Raw genomic sequence first — 19,442 nt, 5'->3', positions numbered from 1 at the left:
CGCCTCGCCAGGGGGCGAATGAGGCAAGGGCTTGTTAATGCCTCCGGCCCCCAATGGCGGGGCAATAGGGATTTTTCCGTGCTGCTGACCCCATCGGCCCGCAAGACAATGCCAGCTCTGGACTATGTGTCCGTCATCCGCTCGGTCTATGGCGACCGCGGCGCGATGCTGGCTGGCTCGCTGGCGAGCGCCTTTGCGGCCGGGCTCACGGCCTGGAAAGTCCAATCCATCCCCCTCTATGTCGTGGCCGGCCTCTTCCTGCTGCTCGGCCTCATCCGCGACGCCAACATGCGTGCCTTCTGGAAGGCCGCGATCAGCGCCGACGACGTCGACGGGGCCGAATACTGGGAAAATCGTGCCGTCATCTGGGGCGGCGCGCTGGCCCTGATCTATGGCATGTGGTGCCTCGTCGCCATGCTGATCGTCCGCGATCCCTACGCCGAACTGGTCAGCGCCTCGCTGACCATTGCCGTCATGGTGGGCATCTGCGCGCGCAATTTCGGGCTTGATCGCCTGGTGACCATCCAGATGCTGATGGTCATCCTGCCGCTGTCGCTAGGGCTGCTGCTGCGGGGCGATTTCTTTCACCCGGTCCTCGCCATCCTCCTCATCATCATGCTCTCGAGCTTCCGCAAGCTCGCGGCCGACATCCGCGCCATCCTGCTCAGTGCCGTGCACGGGCGGGTGGAAGCGTCGCGCCTCGCCGCCGAACTCGACATGGCCATCACCACGCTCGACCATGGCCTGTGCCTCCTCGACGACAAGGGAACGGTCAGCGTCGCCAACGAACAGGCGCTGAAATTCTTTTCGCTGGTCGGTGCGCCCAACCTTCTGCGCTCGCCGCTTCCCGTGCTGCTGCGGCAGCAGCGCGACAATGGACGCCTGCCCCATGCCGCGGTCGACCGGCTGCTCGACCTGATCGAGCGCCACACCTCCGGCAAGGTTCTGCTCTGCCTGCCGGAAGGGGGATATTACGAGGTGACCGTCAGTTCCGGACGGGACCGCTGCGTGCTGTTGTTCGAGGATATCAGCGAGCGCGTCGCCGCCCAGGAACGCATCAATTTCATGGCCCGCCACGACACGCTGACCGGCCTGCCCAACCGCGCCTATTTCGGCGAGCTGGTGGCGGATGACCTGGCGGCGCGCCGTCATCAGACGCCTCCCGCTACGCATTCGCTGATGATCATCGACATCGATGACTTCAAGCATGTCAACGATACGTTCGGGCATATCGTGGGTGACCAACTGCTGGTGGACGTGGCGCAGCGGCTGCGCAATGTGCTGACCGAGGATGCAGTGCTGGCACGTTTGGGCGGGGATGAGTTCGTCATCTATGGCGGAGCGACGGGAGACCAGGCGTCCGAGCGCAGCCAACGGGTGATGCAGGCCTTTGCCCGGCCATTCAATCTCGACAGCGTGACCCTCAACGTCAATGCGAGCCTCGGGCTCGTCACCAGTGCGCTGGCCGAGGACAGTCTCGACGACCTGATGACCAAGGCCGATCTGGCGCTCTACAGCGCCAAGGCGGAAGGCAAGGCGACGAGCCAGATTTTCCATGCGCAGATGGATGTCGACTACCATTATCGCCAGCGCCTCAAGGGAGACCTGCGCCAGGCGATCGCCACCGGCGGCCTGAGCCTGGCCTTCCAGCCGCTGCTCGACATTTCGACGCGCAAAGTGGTGTCCTGCGAAGCCCTGGCGCGCTGGGACCATCCCGAGCTTGGCCCAGTGCCGCCCTCCACCTTCATTCCGCTGGCCGAGGAAATCGGCGTCATTTCCGACATCACCGAATGGGTGATCGCTCAGGCGGCGCTGCAATGCAGCCAGTGGCCGGGACAGGTCGGGGTCGCCGTGAACGTCTCGGCGCGCGATTTCCGCGCCATCGATCTGCAGGCGGTGGTGGAAACTGCCCTGGCGCGCACCGGCCTTGGAGCCGAGCGGCTCGAAATCGAAGTCACCGAAACCGCTGTCATCGAAGAGCGCGATATTGCCATCAATGTGCTTTCGGGCCTCGCGGCGCGCGGCGTCGGCATTGCGCTCGACGATTTCGGTACCGGCTATTCCTCGCTGAGCTATCTCAGTGCGCTGCCATTCTCCAAGCTCAAGATCGACCGATCGTTCGTCGCCGACATCGCCGAAAAGCCTCGGGCCCTGCGCCTTCTGACCAATGTCGCCCGGCTCGGCCGCGACCTCGATCTCGTCGTGGTCGCCGAGGGCGTCGAAACCGAGGCCCAGCTCAATGCCATGGTCGACAACACGACCATCCAGCAGGTGCAAGGCTACCTGTTCAGCCGGCCGCTGCCGCAACGCGACATTGCCGAGCTGATCTCCCGGCTCAATGCCGGCGCCCTGGCGCAGACAAAACGCCGCATTGGTTAACGCGCGTTAACATTCTGACAGATAAGAGATTTTTTCGACGCTGCGACGCTAAATCGCGGCGTATGGGGATTTTTGCCAGTGCAATTATGGCTAACAAAAGGTTAAGTCAGACTACGTACTGGGGACAGAGTTATGAGTGCGGCAAGCCCTTCCACGGCCAATGCGTCGCGATTTGCGACGACGCTGATCGACCTTCTCGATCGCATCGAATACCGGCGCGTGCGCCCGTCCGACCAGCTCGATCCGGTGTATAAACTGCGCTACGAGGCCTATCGGCGCGAGGATTTCGTGCCCATCAATTCCCAGCAGGTGACGCGCGACGAGTATGACGACGCCGACAACTGCTACTGTTTCGGCGTCTATATCGATGGCGAGCTGGTCAGTTCCATCCGCTTCCACCATGTGACGTCGCAGAACCGCACCTCGCCCAGCCGCACCATCTGGCCCGAAGTGCTTGAACCCATTCTCGATCGCGGCCAGGGCTATATCGACCCCAGCCGCTTCACGGCCGATCACGATGCCTCGCTCGCCCTCCCGGCGCTGCCGTATCTGACGCTGCGCATCGTCGCCATGGCCAGCGAGTACTTTCCGGTGCGCTACACGATCTCGTCGGTGCGCGCGGAACATGCGCCCTTCTATCGCCGCATCTTCGGTTCGGAGCGGCTGGCCGACGAGCGCTTCTGGGGTGAGCTCAAATTTCCGGTCTGCCTTTATGCAGCCGAGGTGCCTACGATCAGGGACCGTGTCGCCGACCGCTTCCCGTTCTTCATGTCGACGGCCGAAGAGCGCGAGCATCTGTTCGGCGCCATCGACGCCAGCCAGCGCGCCATCGCGCCGACGGCCCGCATGGCGCATCGCCTCCGCCAGCTCGAAGCGACACAGTAACCGGCGATTTGCGGGGGAGTGGTGCCGCTTGCGTGACTCGAACACGCGACCCCATCATTACGAATGATGTGCTCTACCAACTGAGCTAAAGCGGCGCCGATGGGCCTTAACCCGCTCGGATGGGCGATCTTTTACTGGGCGTTTCCCGCCGATGCAAGGGGCAAGGGCGCATCTGCCGGAGGCAGTGCGGTCACTGGTTCGGAGGGGGCGGGCGCAAGCGGCGCCGGCCGCGCATTGCTGGCCACCGGCACCTTCCATTCAAAGGCATCGAGACGCCCGGTCACCGGTGAAATCGGCTCCCATTCGTCGCTGATAATGCCGTCGGCAGTCCAGGCGGGATCGCGCGGAGCGCGGACGGCGCGGGCCAGCCATTCGCGGGCCTTGCCCTGGTCGCCGCTCTGGCCTTCCTCGATTTCGGCCATCAGCGTCGCCACGCCCTGGGTGGCTTCCGCGCCGGCAAAGCCGTGCAGCGCGGCGCGGGCGCGGGGCCAATCATAGGCGTCGATGGCAGCGCGGGCCATGGCCATGGCGGCGGCCCGGTGCGGGGGCGGCATTTCGATGATTTCTCCCAGCCGCTTCAGACGGTCCACGGCCGAGGCGCCGGGCTGAGAATGGGCATAGAGCGTCGCGACATCGGGGTGGCCCGTGGCCCGCCAGATGCGGCGCAGAAGGCTCTGGGCGCGCCGCGCTTCGCCGCGATTGGAATAGATGCGGGCAGCAATGAGGGCCGCCGGCACGAAGTCGGGCAGCAGTTTCAGCGCATTGAGGGCGTGTTCCAGGGCCGAATTGGGCTGGCTGGTCTCGGTCTCGCGGGCCCTGGCGGTTTCGATCACGGCCTGGCGGCGGCGCTTGCGTGCCTTGTCCTCGCGGCTGGCGGCCGGCTCGGCATTGACCATGGCCACAGCCTCGGCCCACTGGCCGCGCCGGGCCAGATCATCGAACACGGCCTGACCGGCCCATTGCGTGTCGGGCGACAGCGCCAGGGTCTTGCGGGCAAAGGTCAGCGCCGCTTCCGGCCGGTTCTGCGCCCGGGCCTGGTCGTAAAGGCCGGTCAGTGCCGCCACGGCGGTCTTCTCACTGGCAATGAGGGCGCGATAGTGCTCGCGGGCGGCCGGCATGTCGCCAAGCGCCAGGTCGGCGCGTGCTTCGAGCAGCCGTGCGGCGCCGTTTTCGGGCAGGCGCGCTTGAGCCTCGCGCGCCATGATGCGGGCCCGCGCCGGATCGCCCGCCTGCAGGGCGATGACGGCATCGGTGAGGGCCTCGACCCCCTGTTCCCGGCGCCTAGCGGCGCGCCGCCGGGCCATGGCCCTGGGCGCGCCGATAAGCCGACGTACAACAGCCCAGACCAGAATGACCAGTGCCGCGGCGACCAAGAGGATGACGACGGCCGTACCGAGCCGCGGCTGCATCCGATAGCCGGCAAATTCCAGCGTCAGCGTGCCGGGAAGAGCGATAACCCAGGCGGCGATGCCGGCAATGACCAGGCTGCCGATGATCCAGGACGCGAGGCGAATCATGCGCCGCTCTCCCCATTGAGCGCCTGGCTCCGGAGCTGCGCCAGGAATGTCTGGGCGCCGGCGAGGCTGTCGATGTCATCGGCGACGCTTCCCGCGGCATTGCGCATCGGCGCGGGCAAGGCATCGAGTTCGGCCTTTGCAGCGACAAAGTCGCGCCGCGCCACGGCGGCCTCGAGCCGTGCGATCATGGCGTCGGGACCGTCCCCCTCGACGGCACCGGATGGGCGCATGGCGATGATGCCGCGGAACCAGTCGGCAGTGGCGTCCTGCCAGCCGGCGTCGGCGTTCACCGGGCGTCCGGCCAGCATGGCGGGGAGGGCGGACGAGAGACCAGCCGCGACCGCGTCAGGGCGCGGCAGGCCATTGGCGGCACGCGCCGCCACCGGTTCGGGCACGACGGTATCGGGCAAGGCCTGGCGCAGGGCGGCAAGCTCCGTTTCATAGGCACGACCGCCGGCAAAGGCGCTTTCCAGCCCGGAAAAAATCAGCGGCAAGCGAATGGTGGCGGCGCTGGAGCCCGCGGATTCATTGGCCGACTGCGCCAGCGCTGCCATCTGCTGCTGTGTCTGGGCAAGCTGGGCCTGGGTCTGGGCCACATCAGCCTGGAGGCTGGCCAGCTCGGCCTCCACCGCTTCCACGTCGGCAGCGCTATCACTGCTGCCGGCAGCGGCCGACAGTTCCTCGACGCGGGCCGACAGGGCCGCAAGGTCCTCGGCCGAGGCGGGGTCCGGAGTGGCGGCAGGAGCTTCCGCCGCCGCCGCTGTTTCCGGCGCGGCGCTTTCGAGGGTGGCGACGCGGCTCGTGAGGGTGGCGAGCTCGTCCTGCACCGTGCCGGTGGCAGTCTCGAGCTCGGGAATGGCCGTGGCAAACTGAGCAAGGCGCGGATCGGCGGGAGCAGGGGTCGCGGCCGGGCTGGGCCAAAGCCCGAACCAGGCCAGGCCATAGGCGGCGCCAAGGCCGACCAGGCCGCCGGCCAAGCCGGCCAGCCAGGGAACGCCGCTGCCGCCCTTTTCCTCTGTGTCCGGCCGCTTAGGGGGAACGCTACTCGGCTTAGGCGTTGTGGTGGCGGCACTGGCAGCCGGCTTGTCGGCCGTTTTTTCGGCGGGCTTTGCGGTCGCTTCGGATGGCTTGCCCGATGTCGTGGGCCGTGCCGTGCCTTCCAGCACGGGCGGCTTGACCGGTCCGGCCTTGCCCGTGGACTTGGCATCGGTTGCAGGGGTGTCCTTGCCGGGGGTTTCAGCCATGGCGCTTCCTTTGCGTTTGTCCGATCATGACCCAGTTTGCTCGCGGGCAAAAGCCAGCGTCACCGCCAGCATGGCCTCTTCGCTCGGATGATCTGCCAGCACCACGCGGGTGAAATGCGCGCCGAGCAGCGGCTGCGCGACATTCTCGGACAGGCAGATCACCGGCAGGTTTGGCCGCTCGCGGGGCGCAATGAGGTCAGCGACAAGGGTGGTGAAAATCTCGGCTGTTCGCCGCGAATAAAGCAATACTGCACCGTATCGACCGGCGATCAGACCCGGTCGGACAGGGTCGGGCAGGCGGGTTTCGGCGACCATCTCATAGACCGGCACGGTAATCACCATCAGCCCATGGGGGGCGAGCGCGCCCGCAAGATCGCCACTCAGATGCCGGCCGGCGGGATAGAGCACCGGTCCTTCGAGCCGGGCCAGCGCGATCGATGTGGCCAGCGAATCAAGCGTGCCGTCGGCGGCCGTCACCTGGGCAAAGCCGAGCTTGCGCGCCTCATGGGCCGTGCGGTCACCCACGGCAAAAACCGGAATACCGCGAAGACCATCCAGTGCCCCGAGATCCTCCAATGCGCGCAGGGCATTGGTGCTGGTGAGCGCCAGGGCGGCGAAACCCTCGGGCCGGGGCACATTGGCGCCAAGGGTCTGGCGGGTCATCAATGGAGCAATTTCCGCTTCGATCTCGAGCGCTGCCAGCCGCTCGCGCGTCGCCTGGGCATCGGGCTCGGGGCGGGTGATCAGCATACGCATCAGCGGTTCCACTGCGCGAGGAAATTGGGACCAGCCTGGGCCAGAAGATCGCGACCAACGCTTTCCCCCAGGGCGACCGGATCGCTGCCCTGAGCCTCGGCGCGGAAGGATGTCTGGCCGTCGAGGCTGAGGATCTCGCCCTTGAGCGTCAACAGCCCGCCGGCAGTGCCGGACAGCGCGCCCACCGGGGTGCGGCACGACCCATCGAGCACGGCCAGCATGGCTCGTTCCGCGGCAATCGCGTCGTGGGTGGCCGCGTGGTCGAGCGGCGCGACGATATCGGCGAGACGCTGATCGCCCTGGCGAATGGCGATGCCGATGGCCCCCTGTGCCGGAGCCGGCATGAATTGGTCGGGATCGAGAATGGCGGTGGCGCGGTGGGCTTCGCCCAGACGATTGAGGCCGGCAAGCGCCAGCAGGGTGGCATCGGCGACGCCGTCGAGCAGCTTTTGCAGCCTCGTATGCACATTGCCGCGGAAGGGCACGATGGTGAGGTCGGGGCGGAGACGCAGCGCCTGGGCGGCGCGGCGAATGGACGAGGTGCCGAAACGGGCGCCTTCGGACAGATTGTCTATGCCTTGTGCCGAAACGGACAAAAAGGCGTCGCGAACATCCTCGCGTTCAAGAAAGGCGGCCAGGACCATGCCCGGCGGCAGGCCGGTCGCCACGTCCTTGCTCGAATGCACGCCAAGATCGATGCGCCCGGCGAGCAGCGCCTCGTCGATTTCCTTGGTGAAGACGCCCTTTCCGCCAATCGTGGAAAGCGTGGTATTCTCGGCCTGGCTGCGGTCGCCGCCGGTCGAGAAGACTTCGATTTCGATGCGGTCCTCAGCCACGCCATGGGCCCGCGCAAGCAACCCGCGCACCAGTTTCGCCTGGGCCAGGGCCAGCGGGCTGCCACGGGTTCCGATGCGGGCGAAGGGGGCGGGCGATTGCATGTTCGGCCAGTCCTGGTGTAGGCGGTAATCTCGTTTTTGGAGTAGACCAGATCGTCGTGACCGGGCAAGCGCAAGCCATCATTCTGGGGATCGAAACAAGCTGCGACGAAACCGCCGCCTCCATCGTCGTGCGTGATCAATCGGGACACGGCACAATTCGTTCCAATGTGGTGCGCTCCCAGCTCGACGAGCATGCGGCCTTTGGCGGCGTGGTGCCGGAACTGGCGGCGCGCGCCCATGTCGAATGGCTCGACCACATCATCGCCCAGGCGGTTGACGAGGCCGGCATTGCGCTCGAGGACGTCGATGCCATTGCCGCGACGGCGGGGCCCGGCCTGATCGGGGGCGTGCTGGTGGGGCTGACCACGGCCAAGGCGCTGGCGGCGTCGCTCGGCAAGGAGCTCATCGCCGTCAATCACCTCGAAGGCCATGCGCTGACGGCGCGGCTGACCGATGGAGTGGAATTTCCCTATCTGATGCTGCTGGTTTCCGGCGGTCACAGCCAGTTTGTGCTGGTGCGCGGCGTCGGGCACTACGAGCGCTGGGGCGGCACGATCGACGACGCGCTGGGCGAGGCCTTCGACAAGGTGGCCAAGTTGCTTTCGCTCGGCCATCCGGGCGGGCCGGCAGTGGAACGCATTGCCCGCGAGGGTGATGCCAGGCGCTTCAAATTTCCCCGACCGCTGCTGCGCGAGCAGCGCCTCGATTTTTCCTTTTCCGGGCTCAAGACCGCCGTGCGCCTCCAGGCAGAAGCCCTGGCGCCGCTTACCGACCAGGACGTGGCCGATATTGCCGCCAGTTTCCAGGAGGCGGTGACCGAAATCGTCGCGACCCGTTCGCGCCAGGCGCTGGAGCGGTTCAAGGCCGAACTGCCCGAGGCGCAGCCGCAACTGGTGGTGGCGGGTGGCGTCGCTGCCAACAGGGCCATCGCCGCCGCGCTGGCCGAGGTGGTCGCCGAAACCGGCGCAGAACTGGTCGTGCCGCCGATCGCGCTTTGCACCGACAATGGCGCCATGGTGGCCTGGGCCGGCGCGGAAAGGCTGGCGCTTGGCGCGGCCGACCGTCTCGACGTGGCGGCACGGCCACGCTGGCCGCTCGATACGCCCGACATGAGGATATCCGACGATGCGGCTCGATAGCGTAGCGGTGATCGGCGGCGGCGCCTGGGGCACGGCGCTGGCACAGGCCACGGCCATGGCCGGGCGGCCGACGACGCTGGTGGTGCGCACCGCGGAGCAGGCGGACGCCATCAATGCCGGCCGCAGCAACGAGGCGGCGCTGCCGGGCCAGAAATTGCTGCCCGGTATCAGCGCTGCCCATCGGCTGGAGACCGCTGATATCGTGGTGCTGGCCGTGCCGGCGCAGGCGACGCGAACGCTGCTTTCGGGGCTCGCTACTGAACTTCTGGCCGGGCGGCCGGTGGTGCTTTCGGCCAAGGGGCTCGAAACCGGCACGTTGGCGCGGCAAAGCGAAATCCTGGCCGACATGTCGCCCGACGCCATCGGCTTCGTGCTGTCGGGCCCGAGCTTTGCCGCCGATGTCGCGGCGGGCCGACCAACGGCGGTAACGCTGGCGGGCGACGACGCCAACCTCACTTCCGACCTGGCGACCGCCTTGGCCGGCCCCAGCTTCCGCCCCTATGCCGCCGATGACCGGATCGGGGTCGAAGTCGCCGGGGCGCTCAAGAATGTCTATGCGCTGGCCTGCGGCGCCGTCGAAGGCGCCGGTCTCGGTGCCTCGGCGCGGGCCGCCCTGATCGCGCGTGGCTATGCAGAGATGGCGCGCATGGTGATCGCCATGGGCGGTTCGGCGCATACGCTGACCGGGCTCGCGGGCCTGGGGGACCTGACGCTGACCTGCACCTCCGTGCAGTCGCGAAACTACCAGTTCGGAATGGCGCTGGGCGCCGGGCGGAACACGGCCGACATCCTGGCATCGGGCGCCAAGCTGGCCGAGGGCGTGGCTACGGCACCGGTTGCCGCGGCGCTGGCGCGGAGCCTGGATGTCGATGCGCCGCTGATCGATGCCGTCGATGCCGTGGTCGCCGGCAAGGCCGATATTGCCACCGTGGTTGCGGGCCTGATGTCCCGCCCGCTCAAGAGGGAAGCCTGATATGCTCTATGCCATGATCGCCAAGGACGCGCCCGGCGCGCTGCAGAAGCGCCTCGATACGCGTCCGGTGCATCTCGACCATCTCAATTCGCTGGGCAAGAAACTGGTCTTTGCCGGCGCGCTGCTCAATGCCGAGGACCAGCCGGAAGGCTCGATCGTGGTGTTCGAGGCCGAGACGCTGGCCGAAGCCGAGGCCATGGCGGCTGCCGACCCGTTCGTGCCGGCCGGCGTCTTTGCCAGCTACGAGGTCAAGCGCTGGCGCATTGCCATCAACAATTCCGGCGCGGAGTTTTAAGCCATGGCCTACTGGCTGATGAAATCGGAACCCGACGTCTTTTCCTTCGACGATCTCGTGGCCAAGACCAGTCGCGGCGAGGTCGAGGAGTGGCACGGCGTGCGCAACTATGCGGCGCGCAACAACATGAAGGCCATGGCGGTGGGCGACCAGGCCTTCTTCTACCACTCCAATATCGGCAAGGAGATCGTCGGCATCATGAAAGTGGTGGCCAAGGCCCATCCCGATTCCACCGCCGAGCTCAATGCCAAGGGCGAGGTGGTGTGGGAATGCGTCGACGTGCAGTCGGTCAAGCCGTTCAAGCGCGCGGTAACCCTTGCCGAGATCAAGGCGACCGAAGCGCTCAGTGAACTCGAACTGGTCAAGCTCTCGCGGCTCTCGGTCTCCAAGGTGTCGGACGCCGAATGGAAACTGCTCTGCAAGATGGGTGGCTTGTAGCCTTGAAAATTGCTCCAGTGGAGCAATTTTAGGCTTCAAGGCCCGGAGAGCTACGCTCGCAGGGCGGGGGAGATCCACATGCCCATCCAGGTGTCACGCGCCCAAGCCCAGTTCGGGTACGGACCCGAAGGCAGCATTTTCGAGATCGCGGATCCCCTGCCCGGGGACTACTGGGCGCATCCCGATCATGCCTGGTCGCCGCTTATCTCCTCGCGCATTCCCGGCCTCGAGGGCGTCTGGCTCAAATATGAGGGCTCTCACCTCAGCGGTTCGTTCAAGGATCGCATCATGTCGGCGAGCGTGGGAGAGTTGCTGGCCCAGCAACCCGATTGTCCTGGCGTCGTGGTGCCATCGAGCGGCAATGCCGCGGTATCGGCGGCGGCCCTCTGTGCCCCGCGCAAGCTGCCGATGATCGCGATCGTGCCGATGACAGTGCCCGTCGAGCGGTTGCGACCCGTTATAGCGCGCGGCGCGCTGGTCATCCGCGCGGGCGAAGGCCCGAGCCAGGCCTACGCCCTGGCCGATCGATTGTCGGACGCGCTTGGCTACTTCCGGCTCTATTCCACCTTCGCCTCGCCCTGGGCCGAGTGGGGCTGCCGCTCGCTCGGTCATGAGCTTGCGGGACAGTTGGGGAGAGAGATCACCCGCGTGGTCGCCCCCGTCAGTGCCGGTCCCGTTCTTGTGGGGCTCGCAAATGGCCTCGTGGAAGCCGGTCAGGCGCTGCCTCAACTGGTCGCCGTGCAAGCCGAAGGCTGCGCACCGATTGCGCGCGCCTTCCGGGCAGGCCAGGCAGTGGTCGAGCCTTGGATCGACGCCGTCGACACCAAGGCCGCGGCCATTGCCGACCGCCTGGCTGGCTATCCACAGGATGGCACGCGCGTGCTCGAGATCGTGCGTGCCAGTGACGGCAGCGTGGAGGCCGTCAGCGATGCCGAGCTGTCCGCGGCACGGGCGGCCCTGCTGCGATATGATGGCGTGGACGCGGAGTTTTCCGCCTGTGCAGGCGTGGCGCTCCTGATGCGTGACCGGAATGCGGATCGGAGCGGCACCGTCTGCGTCATCACGGCATCGGGCTTCAAGCATACCTTTACCGGCGATGCCCCCGAGCCCGCGCCCGACACGCTCCTGAGCGCAAAAGTCATGGCGTTCCTCGCAGACGCCGATCCCGCCGCCACTTTCCTGGGCTGAGGTGCGACCCTTCGACACCGCTATTCGCGCCGCGGCTAGAGGCGTAAGATTGCCCCCGCGCGTTTCGCGCTGGGGGATCGATCATGTCGCATTTTGCCGTCAACTGGCTGGCCGTCGTGCTGGCCGCCATCGCCGCCTATGCCTTCGGGGCCGTGTGGTACATGGCGCTCTCGAAGCAATGGCTCGTCGCGCTGGGCAAGACCAAGGACCAGCTCCAGGTCGGTTATACGCCGTTCATCTGGTCCTTTGTCGTCGAGCTGGTGATGGCCTATTTCATCGCCTTGCTGACACCGCTGCTGATGGGCGAGATCAGTGTGGGTGCCGGCGTGCTGGTCGGCGTGCATATGTGGTTCGGCTTCGTGCTGACGACGCTGATCATGAACCACCGCTACGAGGGCATGAAGTGGTCGCTGACCGTCATTGACGGCCTGCACATCCTGGGCGTCCTGGTGATCCAGGGCGTGGTGATCGGGCTTCTAGGCTAGATCGCTGCCGCTGGCCACGGGCGGAACCGTCACTGGTTCCGCTGCCGGCGCATATTTGTTGAGCAGCGGCAACTGGGTCATCGAGAAAACCACGGTCAGCGGCATGATGGCCCAGACCTTGAAGGCAACCCAGAAATCGGTGGGGAAATTGCGCCATACGACTTCGTTGAGCACCGCCAGCACGACGAAGAACAGGCCCCAGTTGAGTGTCAGCTTCCACCAGCCTTCGGGGCGCAGCTTGTAGACGTCGCCGAACACATATTTCAGCAGCGACTGGCCGAAGACGAGGCCGCCGAGCAGGACGGCGGCGAAAAGCGTGTTGGTGATGGTCGGCTTGACCTTGATGAAGGTGTCGTCCTGCAGCCAGAGCGTCAGGCCGCCGAAAACCAGCACGACGACGCCGGTCACCAGCGGCATGACCGCGATCTTCTTGAGGATCAGCCAGGAGAGGGCCAGCGACAAGGTCATGGCGCCCATGAACCAGGCCGTGGCGACGAAGATATCGGCCCGACCGTTCATGATAAAGAACACCACCAGCGGTCCGAGCTCAAGCGCCAGCTTGATGATCTGGGGACGCATCTCGTCCCAGTTGACTTCCGGTTCGGCGGTCTTGTCGGTCATTTTTTTGTCCATGGGCTCAATCTGATGTGCCGAGCCACGCGATGCAAGGGTGCAATAGGGGACAAGAATGGTGAGATTTTGTCGCTGGCGGCCCCCGCCATTCTCACCTCAACCGTTTCACCGGATCGATTTGCCCTAGCGGGGCCGCTCAAAGCCAGCAATTGCACGCGCGAAATCACGCGCCGCGAAGGGCTCGAGATCGGCAATGCCTTCGCCGACGCCGATGAAATGCACCGGCAGGCCGAATTTGCGGGCGATGGCGACGAGAATGCCGCCGCGGGCAGTGCCATCGAGCTTGGTCATGACGAGGCCCGTAACCCCGGCGCGCTGGCCGAAGATTTCCACCTGCCGCAAGGCATTCTGCCCGGTCGTGGCATCGAGGGTAAGGAGCGTTGCATGCGGCGCTTCGGGGTCGACCTTCTTGATGACGCGAATGACCTTTTCGAGCTCGTCCATCAACTCGTCGCGATTCTGCAGGCGCCCCGCCGTATCGATGATCAGCACGTCCCGGCCCTCGGCCCTGGCCTGGGTCACGGCATCGAAGGCAAGGCCCGAGGCGTCGGCACCCGCTGGCCGCGAAATGACGGGAGCGCCGGTGCGCTGGCCCCAGACCTGGAGCTGCTCGATGGCGGCGGCGCGGAAGGTGTCGCCGGCCGCCAGCATGACGGACTTGCCCTCGGCAGCAAATTTCTGTGCCAGCTTGCCGATCGTCGTAGTCTTGCCCGAACCATTGACCCCGATCATCAGGATGACGAAGGGCTTCTTGCGGGCATCGATGGCGAGCGGCCGGGCAACGGGGCCGAGCACCTTTTCGACCTCGGCGGAAAGCACGGCGCGCACGTCTTCTCCGGACACATCCCGGTCGAAGCGGTCGCGGCGCAGGGTTTCGGCAATAGCCATGGCCGTATCCACGCCCAGGTCGGCCTGGATCAGCACGTCCTCGAGCTCGTCGAGCGTCGCCGCATCGAGCTTGCGCTTGGTGAAGACCGAGGTGATCGAGGTGGTGAGATTGTCCGAGCTGCGCTTGAGGCCCGAGGCCAGCCGCTGGAACCAGCCCTGCTGCGGCGCCGCGGTTTCGGGAGCCGGAATGATCGGGGTGCTGTCCAGCCCCGTCGCGGCACGCTGCTCGATCTCTTCGACATAGTCGGGGGTCGTTTCGGGTGGGCCTGGTGGTGGCAAGTCCTCCGGTTCGGCTTCGGGCTCGGGCACATCGGGAATGGCGTCCGGCGTGATCGGCACTTCCGGAACGGAATCGGGCTCCGGGGTCGGCAATACCGGCTCGGGGGGCGTGACGGGCTCGGCGGGGGGCTCCGGGCGGGTCTCCGGCGGCGCGGGAATGGGTTCGGGCGCGGGCTGGGTGCCGAACAGGCGCTGGAAGAAGCCGGGTTTCTTGTCGGTCATTGGTGGATTTGCTTCCTTGCTGCCGTCATGCCGCGGCGCGTCGTTTTTCGCCCATCAGGCCCTCGGCATCCATGCCAGTCACTCGCACGGTGGCCAGTTCGCCCGCCTCCATGCCTGCAACGCGGACCGGGACGAATTGTTCGGTGCGGCCGATGCCGCCGCGTTCCATCAGGACGCTTTCGACCGCTCCGAGCCGGCTGAGGGTGAGTGCCGCCAACTGCTTTTCACCAGCGGCGCGCAGGTGACCGGTCCGCTCACGCGCCACGGCCTTCTCCACCTGCGGCATGCGTGCGGCCGCCGTGCCGGGGCGGGGCGAATAGGTGAAGGCATGGATATAGGTGAGGCCGGCCTCGGCGATGAAGCGCAGCGAATTGTCGAACATGGCGTCGGTTTCGGTGGGGAAGCCGGCAATGATGTCGGCGCCAAAGACCATGTCGGGCCTGAGGCCGCGGAAGCGCTCAACCACGGCCAGCGCATCATCGCGCAGGTGCCGCCGTTTCATGCGCTTGAGGATCAGATCGTCGCCCGATTGCAGCGACAGATGCAGGTGCGGCATGAAGCGTCGGTCGCTCGCCGCCTCATAGAATGCGGGATCGGCCTCTATGCTGTCGATGGACGAGATCCTGAGGCGTGGCAGATCCGGCACATGCCTGAGGATGGCCTGGACCAACAGGCCCAGGGTCGGCGCGCCGGGCAGGTCGGGGCCGTAGGAGGTGATGTCGACGCCTGACAGCACGACCTCGGCATAGCCATTGGCGACGAGCTTTTTCACCTGGTCGACGACGAGGCCCATCGGCACCGAGCGGCTGGGTCCGCGACCGAAAGGGATGATGCAGAAGGTGCAGCGGTGGTCGCAGCCATTCTGCACCTGCACGAAGGCGCGCGTATGCCCGTCCATGCCCTCGATGAGATGACCGGCGGTTTCGCGCACAGCCATGATGTCGTTGACCTGCACCTTGTCGTTGCGGCTGAGGCCGAACAGGAGGGGTGCGTAGCTTTTGGCCCGGAGCTTGTCGTTGTTGCCAATGACGAGATCGACCTCGGGCATGTCGCCAAAGGTGCGCGCCTCGGTCTGGGCGGCGCAGCCGGTGACGATGATGCGGGCGCCGGGATTGTCGCGGCGCGCCTTGCGCACGGCCTGCTTGGCCTGCTTGACGGCCTCCGAGGTCACCGCGCAGGTGTTGACAATGATGGCATTGTCGAGCCCGGCCTTTTCGGCCTCGGCCTTCATCACCGCGCCTTCATAGGCATTGAGGCGACAGCCGAATGTCAGCGTCTCCACGGCCATCAGGCGGCCTCGCTGCGTGTCCAGGCGCCGGAGGTGGGATCGAACATGCCACGCCATTCGAATTCGGCCGGGCCAGTCAGGGTGACATGGTCGTTGTCGAGCCATTCGACCACAAGGTCGCCGCCCGGAAGGGTCACAGTGGCCTTGCGCCCGGTGCGGCGGGTGCGCGCCGCGTTCACCAGGGCCGCGCAGGCAGCGGTGCCACAGGCTTCAGTCAGGCCGGCGCCACGCTCCCAAACGCGCAGGATGATCCTGTCGGGGGCTGTGACCTGGGCAATGCCGATATTGGCGCGCTCGGGAAAGATCGGATGGTTTTCCAGCATCGGCCCGAAGCGGTCGAGCGCATAGGACCAGACATCGTCCTTGACCCAGAAGGTGGCGTGCGGATTGCCGATCGACATGGCCGAGGGCGAATGGAGGATCGGGGCGTCGATTGGCCCGATCTGCAATTCGATCTGTCGTGTATCAGCAAATTCTTCGGCGAGCGGAATGTCGTACCAGGCAAATTTCGGCGTGCCCATATCGACGGTGATGAGACCGTTTTCGGCCTCCTCGCCGAAAAGAATGCCGGCCACGGTCTCGAAGGTGAAGCGCTGGCGGCCCTGCTCAGCCGACAGGGTCTGGACCACGCAGCGCATGCCGTTGCCGCAGGCCTGGGCCAGCGAGCCGTCGGAATTGATGATCTCGATATAGTTGGTGGTGCCGGGCGTGCGCGGATCATGGATGGCCATGATCTGGTCGAAGCGGGTTTCGGGCCGATTGTTGATGGCAATGGCGGCGGCCGAGGTGACGCTTTGGGTCGTGCCGCGCAGGTCAGCCACGATGATCTGGTTGCCCAGGCCGTTCATCTTCAAAAAGGGGACGTCGCTCACGGCGGTCTTCCGGATCTTGCTGCCCGATCGGCAGCCTTGCCACCCTATATGGCGGAACTATCGTCAAATTGCCAGACCGCGCCGTCGGGCTGACGCGATGCGCCCCGGCAGCTCGCGGCAATTTTCTTTAAAATTTAACGACTTGCCTTGTGCTTGCTCTTAACCAGCCGGGCAGCTTTGCCGTGCATCGCGGGCATATTGCACTAGTGTTGGGCTGGAAGAATTCTCGTTATCGCGGCCTTCCAGGGAGCCAGATCGATGAACATGCCACTCATGACCGACCAGATCATCACCGACTGGCAGCCGCATTACCCCAAGCTTTGGGGCAACCAGTCGCTGCGGCTCAGCCATAGCCTTGCCAATTCGCCGCTTTTCACCGATGCGGCGCTGGCGGCGCTGATCGATGCCAGCCCGCGCGAAGCCTACCATGTCAACTATTCGCAGAAGACGCCGGGCAATCCGCCCAAGCGCCGCGAAGGCGAGATCAAGGGGCTTTCCGGCGCCGAAGTGATCGAGACGGTCAAAAACGGCAATATCTGGGTCAACCTGACGGCGCCGGCCAAGGTCAATCCGGCCTATGGCGAACTGCTCGACGCGCTTTATGCCGAATTCGAGGACAGGGTGCCGGGCTTCAAGTCGTACAAGCGCAACCTCACCATCCTCATTTCCTCGCCCAACGTCTCGGTGAAGTATCACTCGGACGTGCCGGGGCAGAGCCTCTGGCAGGTGCGTGGCACCAAGAAAGTCTATGTCTATCCGGCCCAGGCGCCGTTCATTTCCCAGCCGGCCTTGGAAAAGCTGATCCTCGGGCAGTTGCGCGAAACCGACATGCCGTTCGAGCCGTGGTTCGACGACTTTGCCCAGGTCTATGATCTGGAAGCGGGGCAGATGCTGCATTGGCCGCTCAACGGTCCGCATCGCGTGGTCAATCATGACATGCTCAATGTCAGCTTTACCACCGAGCACTGGACCGATGAGCTGCGGAAGCACTATGCGGTCAACTATGCCAATGGCGTGCTGCGCAGCAAGCTGGGGCGTAAGACGCTCAGCCAGCAGGTGACCGGGCTTTCCTATCTCACCAAGCTCGGCATTGCCGGGGCGGTGAAATTCTCGCCGCTCAATCCGCAGAAGAAGAAGGTCTATACGGTCGACTTCCAGGTCGATCCGGCCGCGCCCGAAGGCGTGCGGGACATTCCGGCGCATCGTTTCGAGAAATGAGTTCGACGGACGCGTTCGCCGACGGCCACGACCGTCGCACCCTTGGTGCGATGGCGGCAAGCCGTGGCCTGCGCGGTGCCGTGGTGCGGACGCGGGAAGAGCTGGAGGCCCTGGCCCAGCGCTGGCTGGGCCTCGAAGACATCGCCTCTGGCACGACCCTGTTCCAGAGCCTCGGCTGGGCCCGATCGGTCTATGATTTCGAAGCGGCCCGGGGCAATGCAGCATTCGACCCGGTGGTCGTCACCATCGAGGATGGGCGGCGCCTCGTTGGCGTGCTGCCGCTCGAACGCATCCGCACCGGCACCCGCTCGCTGCTGGTGCCGCTCGGCCACGCCTTTGCGCAGATCAGCGATGTGCTGCTGGCGCCCGGCTTCGACCCGGCTGCGGCGGTGGGGCAACTGCTCCGGACCGCGTCCGCCGCGGCGCCGAGCGACTGCTTCAGCTTCCTCAAGGTCCGCGACGGCTCGGCATTGGCGCAGGGCATGCCCAAAACTCATCTGCGTACCGGCGAGACCCAGGGCGCGCCCTATGTCGCCTTTGAAGCCTTCCCCGACTTTGCCGCCTACTTTTCCACTGTGCGCGCCAAGACGCGCAAGAACATGCGCAATGCCCGCAACCGGCTGGAGCGCGAAGGCGCATTGGAGCACCGCGTCGTCGCCGACCCCAAGGAGCAGCTGGCGTTGATCGAGCGAACGCTGGGCGGCCGAGCCGATCGTCTCAGGGAGCAGGGTCTCACCTCGCGGGCTTTCCGCGATGGCGGGTTCGTGGATTTCTGCAAAGACCTGGTCGGCCGCGCCGATCTCGAACTGCTCGCCTTCTCGCTCACCCACCTTGACCGGCCGCTGGCCGAGCAATGGGGTTTCGTGCATGGCGGGCGCTATTATGCCTTTGTCGCCAGCCGCGATTTTTCCCATTCCGACGAAAGTCCGGGAAAGCTCCACCTGCGTGAAATCCTGCAGACCTGCGCCGAACGGGGGCTCGTTGGTTGCGACCTCGGCGTTCCGGCCATGCCCTATAAGCTCACCTTCGCCACCGAGACCATCGGCGTGGCCGATTATGCCCTGCCGCTGACGCCGCAAGGCTGGCTGGTCATCCAGTCGTGGGATATGTGGCTGCGTCCCAATCTCAAGCGCTTGATCCTCGCCATGCCGGCAGGATTGCGGACCCGTCTGATGCGCCTCGTCGGGCACGGCAACCAGACGGCCGAGGCCACGCAGGACCCCGTCTCCTGACATGAACTGACGGGTGCTCACCCTAGGGTGGCATCATGAGCGAACGCATATCACCCCGGATCGAACAGGCTATCGCCGCCCTGCCGCTGCGGCCTGACATGCGCGTGCTGGAGATCGGCTGCGGGCCGGGCGTGGCGGCGCGTGCCGTCAGCCGCCTGCTGACCATAGGCCGGATCGTCGCCATCGACCGCTCGACCAAGGCCATCGCGCAGGCCAAAGCCGGGTCGAAGGATGAGATGGCAGCGGGCCGGCTGGAGTTCCGGCAGGTTGCTATCGAAGATTTTGACCTGGCTGCGGGCGAGGAGAGGTTCGATCTCGCCTTTGCCATGCGGGTCGGGGCGCTGGATGGCCGGCATCCTGAACTGGAGCAAGAGGCCATGGCCCGGCTCAAGGCAGCGCTCAAGCCGGAGGGACTGCTCGTCATCGATGATCGGGCGCCAGTGCGCGCCAGGGATATTCCCGGCTTTCCTTGACTCCCCTGCCGCTTTCCCCTAAAGCCACCCCGTTCATCAGGCTTTTGCACCTGACCAGCCCACCGGGACCCCAAACGGGTACCAGACGATCCCGGAGGCC

At 65.8% G+C, this 19,442-nt stretch carries 19 protein-coding genes and 1 tRNA gene; 11 read left to right on the top strand and 9 right to left on the bottom strand.

Annotation, left to right across the window (positions count from 1 at the left end; all coding sequences use genetic code 11):
* Positions 1-78: 78 nt before the first annotated feature.
* Together JEQ47_RS17480 and JEQ47_RS17475 are read left to right on the top strand one after the other, a co-directional pair.
* Positions 79-2,379, top strand: a complete 2,301-nt coding sequence (locus tag JEQ47_RS17480; RefSeq protein WP_198877701.1) for a putative bifunctional diguanylate cyclase/phosphodiesterase — start codon at positions 79-81, stop codon at positions 2,377-2,379.
* Positions 2,380-2,511: 132 nt separating this feature from the next.
* Complete coding sequence (locus JEQ47_RS17475) at positions 2,512-3,264, top strand: N-acyl amino acid synthase FeeM domain-containing protein (RefSeq protein ID WP_198877700.1); 753 nt, start codon at positions 2,512-2,514, stop codon at positions 3,262-3,264.
* A gap of 19 nt (positions 3,265-3,283) precedes the next feature.
* Here the strand turns inward: JEQ47_RS17475 and JEQ47_RS17470 are convergent.
* The 5 genes from JEQ47_RS17470 to hemC form a co-directional block, all read right to left on the bottom strand.
* Positions 3,284-3,359 (bottom strand) — tRNA-Thr (locus JEQ47_RS17470).
* A 36-nt stretch (positions 3,360-3,395) separates the two neighbouring features.
* Complete coding sequence (locus JEQ47_RS17465) at positions 3,396-4,781, bottom strand: heme biosynthesis protein HemY (protein ID WP_198877699.1); 1,386 nt, start codon at positions 4,779-4,781, stop codon at positions 3,396-3,398.
* On the bottom strand, positions 4,778-6,025 hold the full coding sequence (locus JEQ47_RS17460) for a COG4223 family protein (protein ID WP_198877698.1): 1,248 nt from the start codon (positions 6,023-6,025) through the stop codon (positions 4,778-4,780). The genes JEQ47_RS17465 and JEQ47_RS17460 overlap by 4 nt, the downstream gene beginning before the upstream one ends.
* A gap of 24 nt (positions 6,026-6,049) precedes the next feature.
* The gene (locus JEQ47_RS17455) at positions 6,050-6,781 is read right to left on the bottom strand and encodes a uroporphyrinogen-III synthase (protein WP_198877697.1); all 732 of its coding nucleotides are present in this window, start codon (positions 6,779-6,781) and stop codon (positions 6,050-6,052) included.
* The gene (hemC, locus tag JEQ47_RS17450; RefSeq protein ID WP_198877696.1) at positions 6,781-7,719 is read right to left on the bottom strand and encodes a hydroxymethylbilane synthase; all 939 of its coding nucleotides are present in this window, start codon (positions 7,717-7,719) and stop codon (positions 6,781-6,783) included. The genes JEQ47_RS17455 and hemC overlap by 1 nt, the downstream gene beginning before the upstream one ends.
* A 56-nt stretch (positions 7,720-7,775) precedes the next feature.
* On the opposite strand from hemC, the gene tsaD reads away from it, so the two are divergent.
* From tsaD to JEQ47_RS17420, 6 genes are all read left to right on the top strand, one after another.
* A complete protein-coding gene (gene tsaD, locus JEQ47_RS17445; RefSeq protein ID WP_328769478.1) occupies positions 7,776-8,858 on the top strand; it encodes a tRNA (adenosine(37)-N6)-threonylcarbamoyltransferase complex transferase subunit TsaD in 1,083 nt (360 codons plus the stop codon).
* The gene (locus JEQ47_RS17440) at positions 8,845-9,831 is read left to right on the top strand and encodes an NAD(P)H-dependent glycerol-3-phosphate dehydrogenase (protein ID WP_198877695.1); all 987 of its coding nucleotides are present in this window, start codon (positions 8,845-8,847) and stop codon (positions 9,829-9,831) included. Before tsaD ends, JEQ47_RS17440 begins: the two co-directional genes overlap by 14 nt.
* Before the next feature lies 1 nt (position 9,832).
* Positions 9,833-10,126 carry a YciI family protein gene (locus JEQ47_RS17435; RefSeq protein WP_198877694.1) on the top strand — a complete coding sequence of 98 codons (294 nt, stop codon included), beginning with the start codon at positions 9,833-9,835 and terminating at the stop codon, positions 10,124-10,126.
* Positions 10,127-10,129: 3 nt separating this feature from the next.
* Positions 10,130-10,564: an EVE domain-containing protein gene (locus JEQ47_RS17430; protein ID WP_198877693.1), complete on the top strand. Its 435-nt coding sequence runs from the start codon at positions 10,130-10,132 to the stop codon at positions 10,562-10,564.
* A 78-nt stretch (positions 10,565-10,642) separates the two neighbouring features.
* On the top strand, positions 10,643-11,752 hold the full coding sequence (locus JEQ47_RS17425) for a pyridoxal-phosphate dependent enzyme (protein ID WP_198877692.1): 1,110 nt from the start codon (positions 10,643-10,645) through the stop codon (positions 11,750-11,752).
* A gap of 83 nt (positions 11,753-11,835) precedes the next feature.
* Positions 11,836-12,237, top strand: a complete 402-nt coding sequence (locus JEQ47_RS17420) for a DUF1761 domain-containing protein (protein ID WP_198877691.1) — start codon at positions 11,836-11,838, stop codon at positions 12,235-12,237.
* Here the strand turns inward: JEQ47_RS17420 and JEQ47_RS17415 are convergent.
* From JEQ47_RS17415 to dapF, 4 genes are all read right to left on the bottom strand, one after another.
* Positions 12,229-12,858, bottom strand: a complete 630-nt coding sequence (locus JEQ47_RS17415; RefSeq protein ID WP_236020931.1) for a septation protein A — start codon at positions 12,856-12,858, stop codon at positions 12,229-12,231. The genes JEQ47_RS17420 and JEQ47_RS17415 overlap by 9 nt on opposite strands.
* Before the next feature lie 135 nt (positions 12,859-12,993).
* Positions 12,994-14,259, bottom strand: coding sequence for a signal recognition particle-docking protein FtsY (ftsY, locus tag JEQ47_RS17410; protein ID WP_198877689.1), 1,266 nt, complete (start codon positions 14,257-14,259; stop codon positions 12,994-12,996).
* Positions 14,260-14,284: 25 nt separating this feature from the next.
* Positions 14,285-15,547, bottom strand: coding sequence for a tRNA (N(6)-L-threonylcarbamoyladenosine(37)-C(2))-methylthiotransferase MtaB (mtaB, locus tag JEQ47_RS17405; RefSeq protein ID WP_198877688.1), 1,263 nt, complete (start codon positions 15,545-15,547; stop codon positions 14,285-14,287).
* The gene (gene dapF, locus JEQ47_RS17400; protein WP_198877871.1) at positions 15,547-16,395 is read right to left on the bottom strand and encodes a diaminopimelate epimerase; all 849 of its coding nucleotides are present in this window, start codon (positions 16,393-16,395) and stop codon (positions 15,547-15,549) included. Before dapF ends, mtaB begins: the two co-directional genes overlap by 1 nt.
* A 282-nt stretch (positions 16,396-16,677) precedes the next feature.
* On the opposite strand from dapF, the gene JEQ47_RS17395 reads away from it, so the two are divergent.
* The 3 genes from JEQ47_RS17395 to JEQ47_RS17385 are packed head-to-tail and all read left to right on the top strand — an operon-like array spanning position 16,678 to position 19,342.
* On the top strand, positions 16,678-17,637 hold the full coding sequence (locus JEQ47_RS17395; protein WP_198877687.1) for a hypothetical protein: 960 nt from the start codon (positions 16,678-16,680) through the stop codon (positions 17,635-17,637).
* Positions 17,634-18,869 (top strand): GNAT family N-acetyltransferase, encoded by a 1,236-nt coding sequence (locus JEQ47_RS17390; RefSeq protein ID WP_198877686.1) that lies wholly within the window; start codon positions 17,634-17,636, stop codon positions 18,867-18,869. The genes JEQ47_RS17395 and JEQ47_RS17390 overlap by 4 nt, the downstream gene beginning before the upstream one ends.
* 35 nt (positions 18,870-18,904) lie before the next feature.
* Positions 18,905-19,342, top strand: coding sequence for a class I SAM-dependent methyltransferase (locus JEQ47_RS17385; RefSeq protein WP_198877685.1), 438 nt, complete (start codon positions 18,905-18,907; stop codon positions 19,340-19,342).
* Positions 19,343-19,442 lie beyond the last annotated feature (100 nt).

The sequence above is a fragment of the Devosia sediminis genome, assembly GCF_016411825.1.
Classification (GTDB): domain Bacteria; phylum Pseudomonadota; class Alphaproteobacteria; order Rhizobiales; family Devosiaceae; genus Devosia; species Devosia sediminis.
This window is presented reverse-complemented; position numbering and strand designations above follow the sequence as displayed.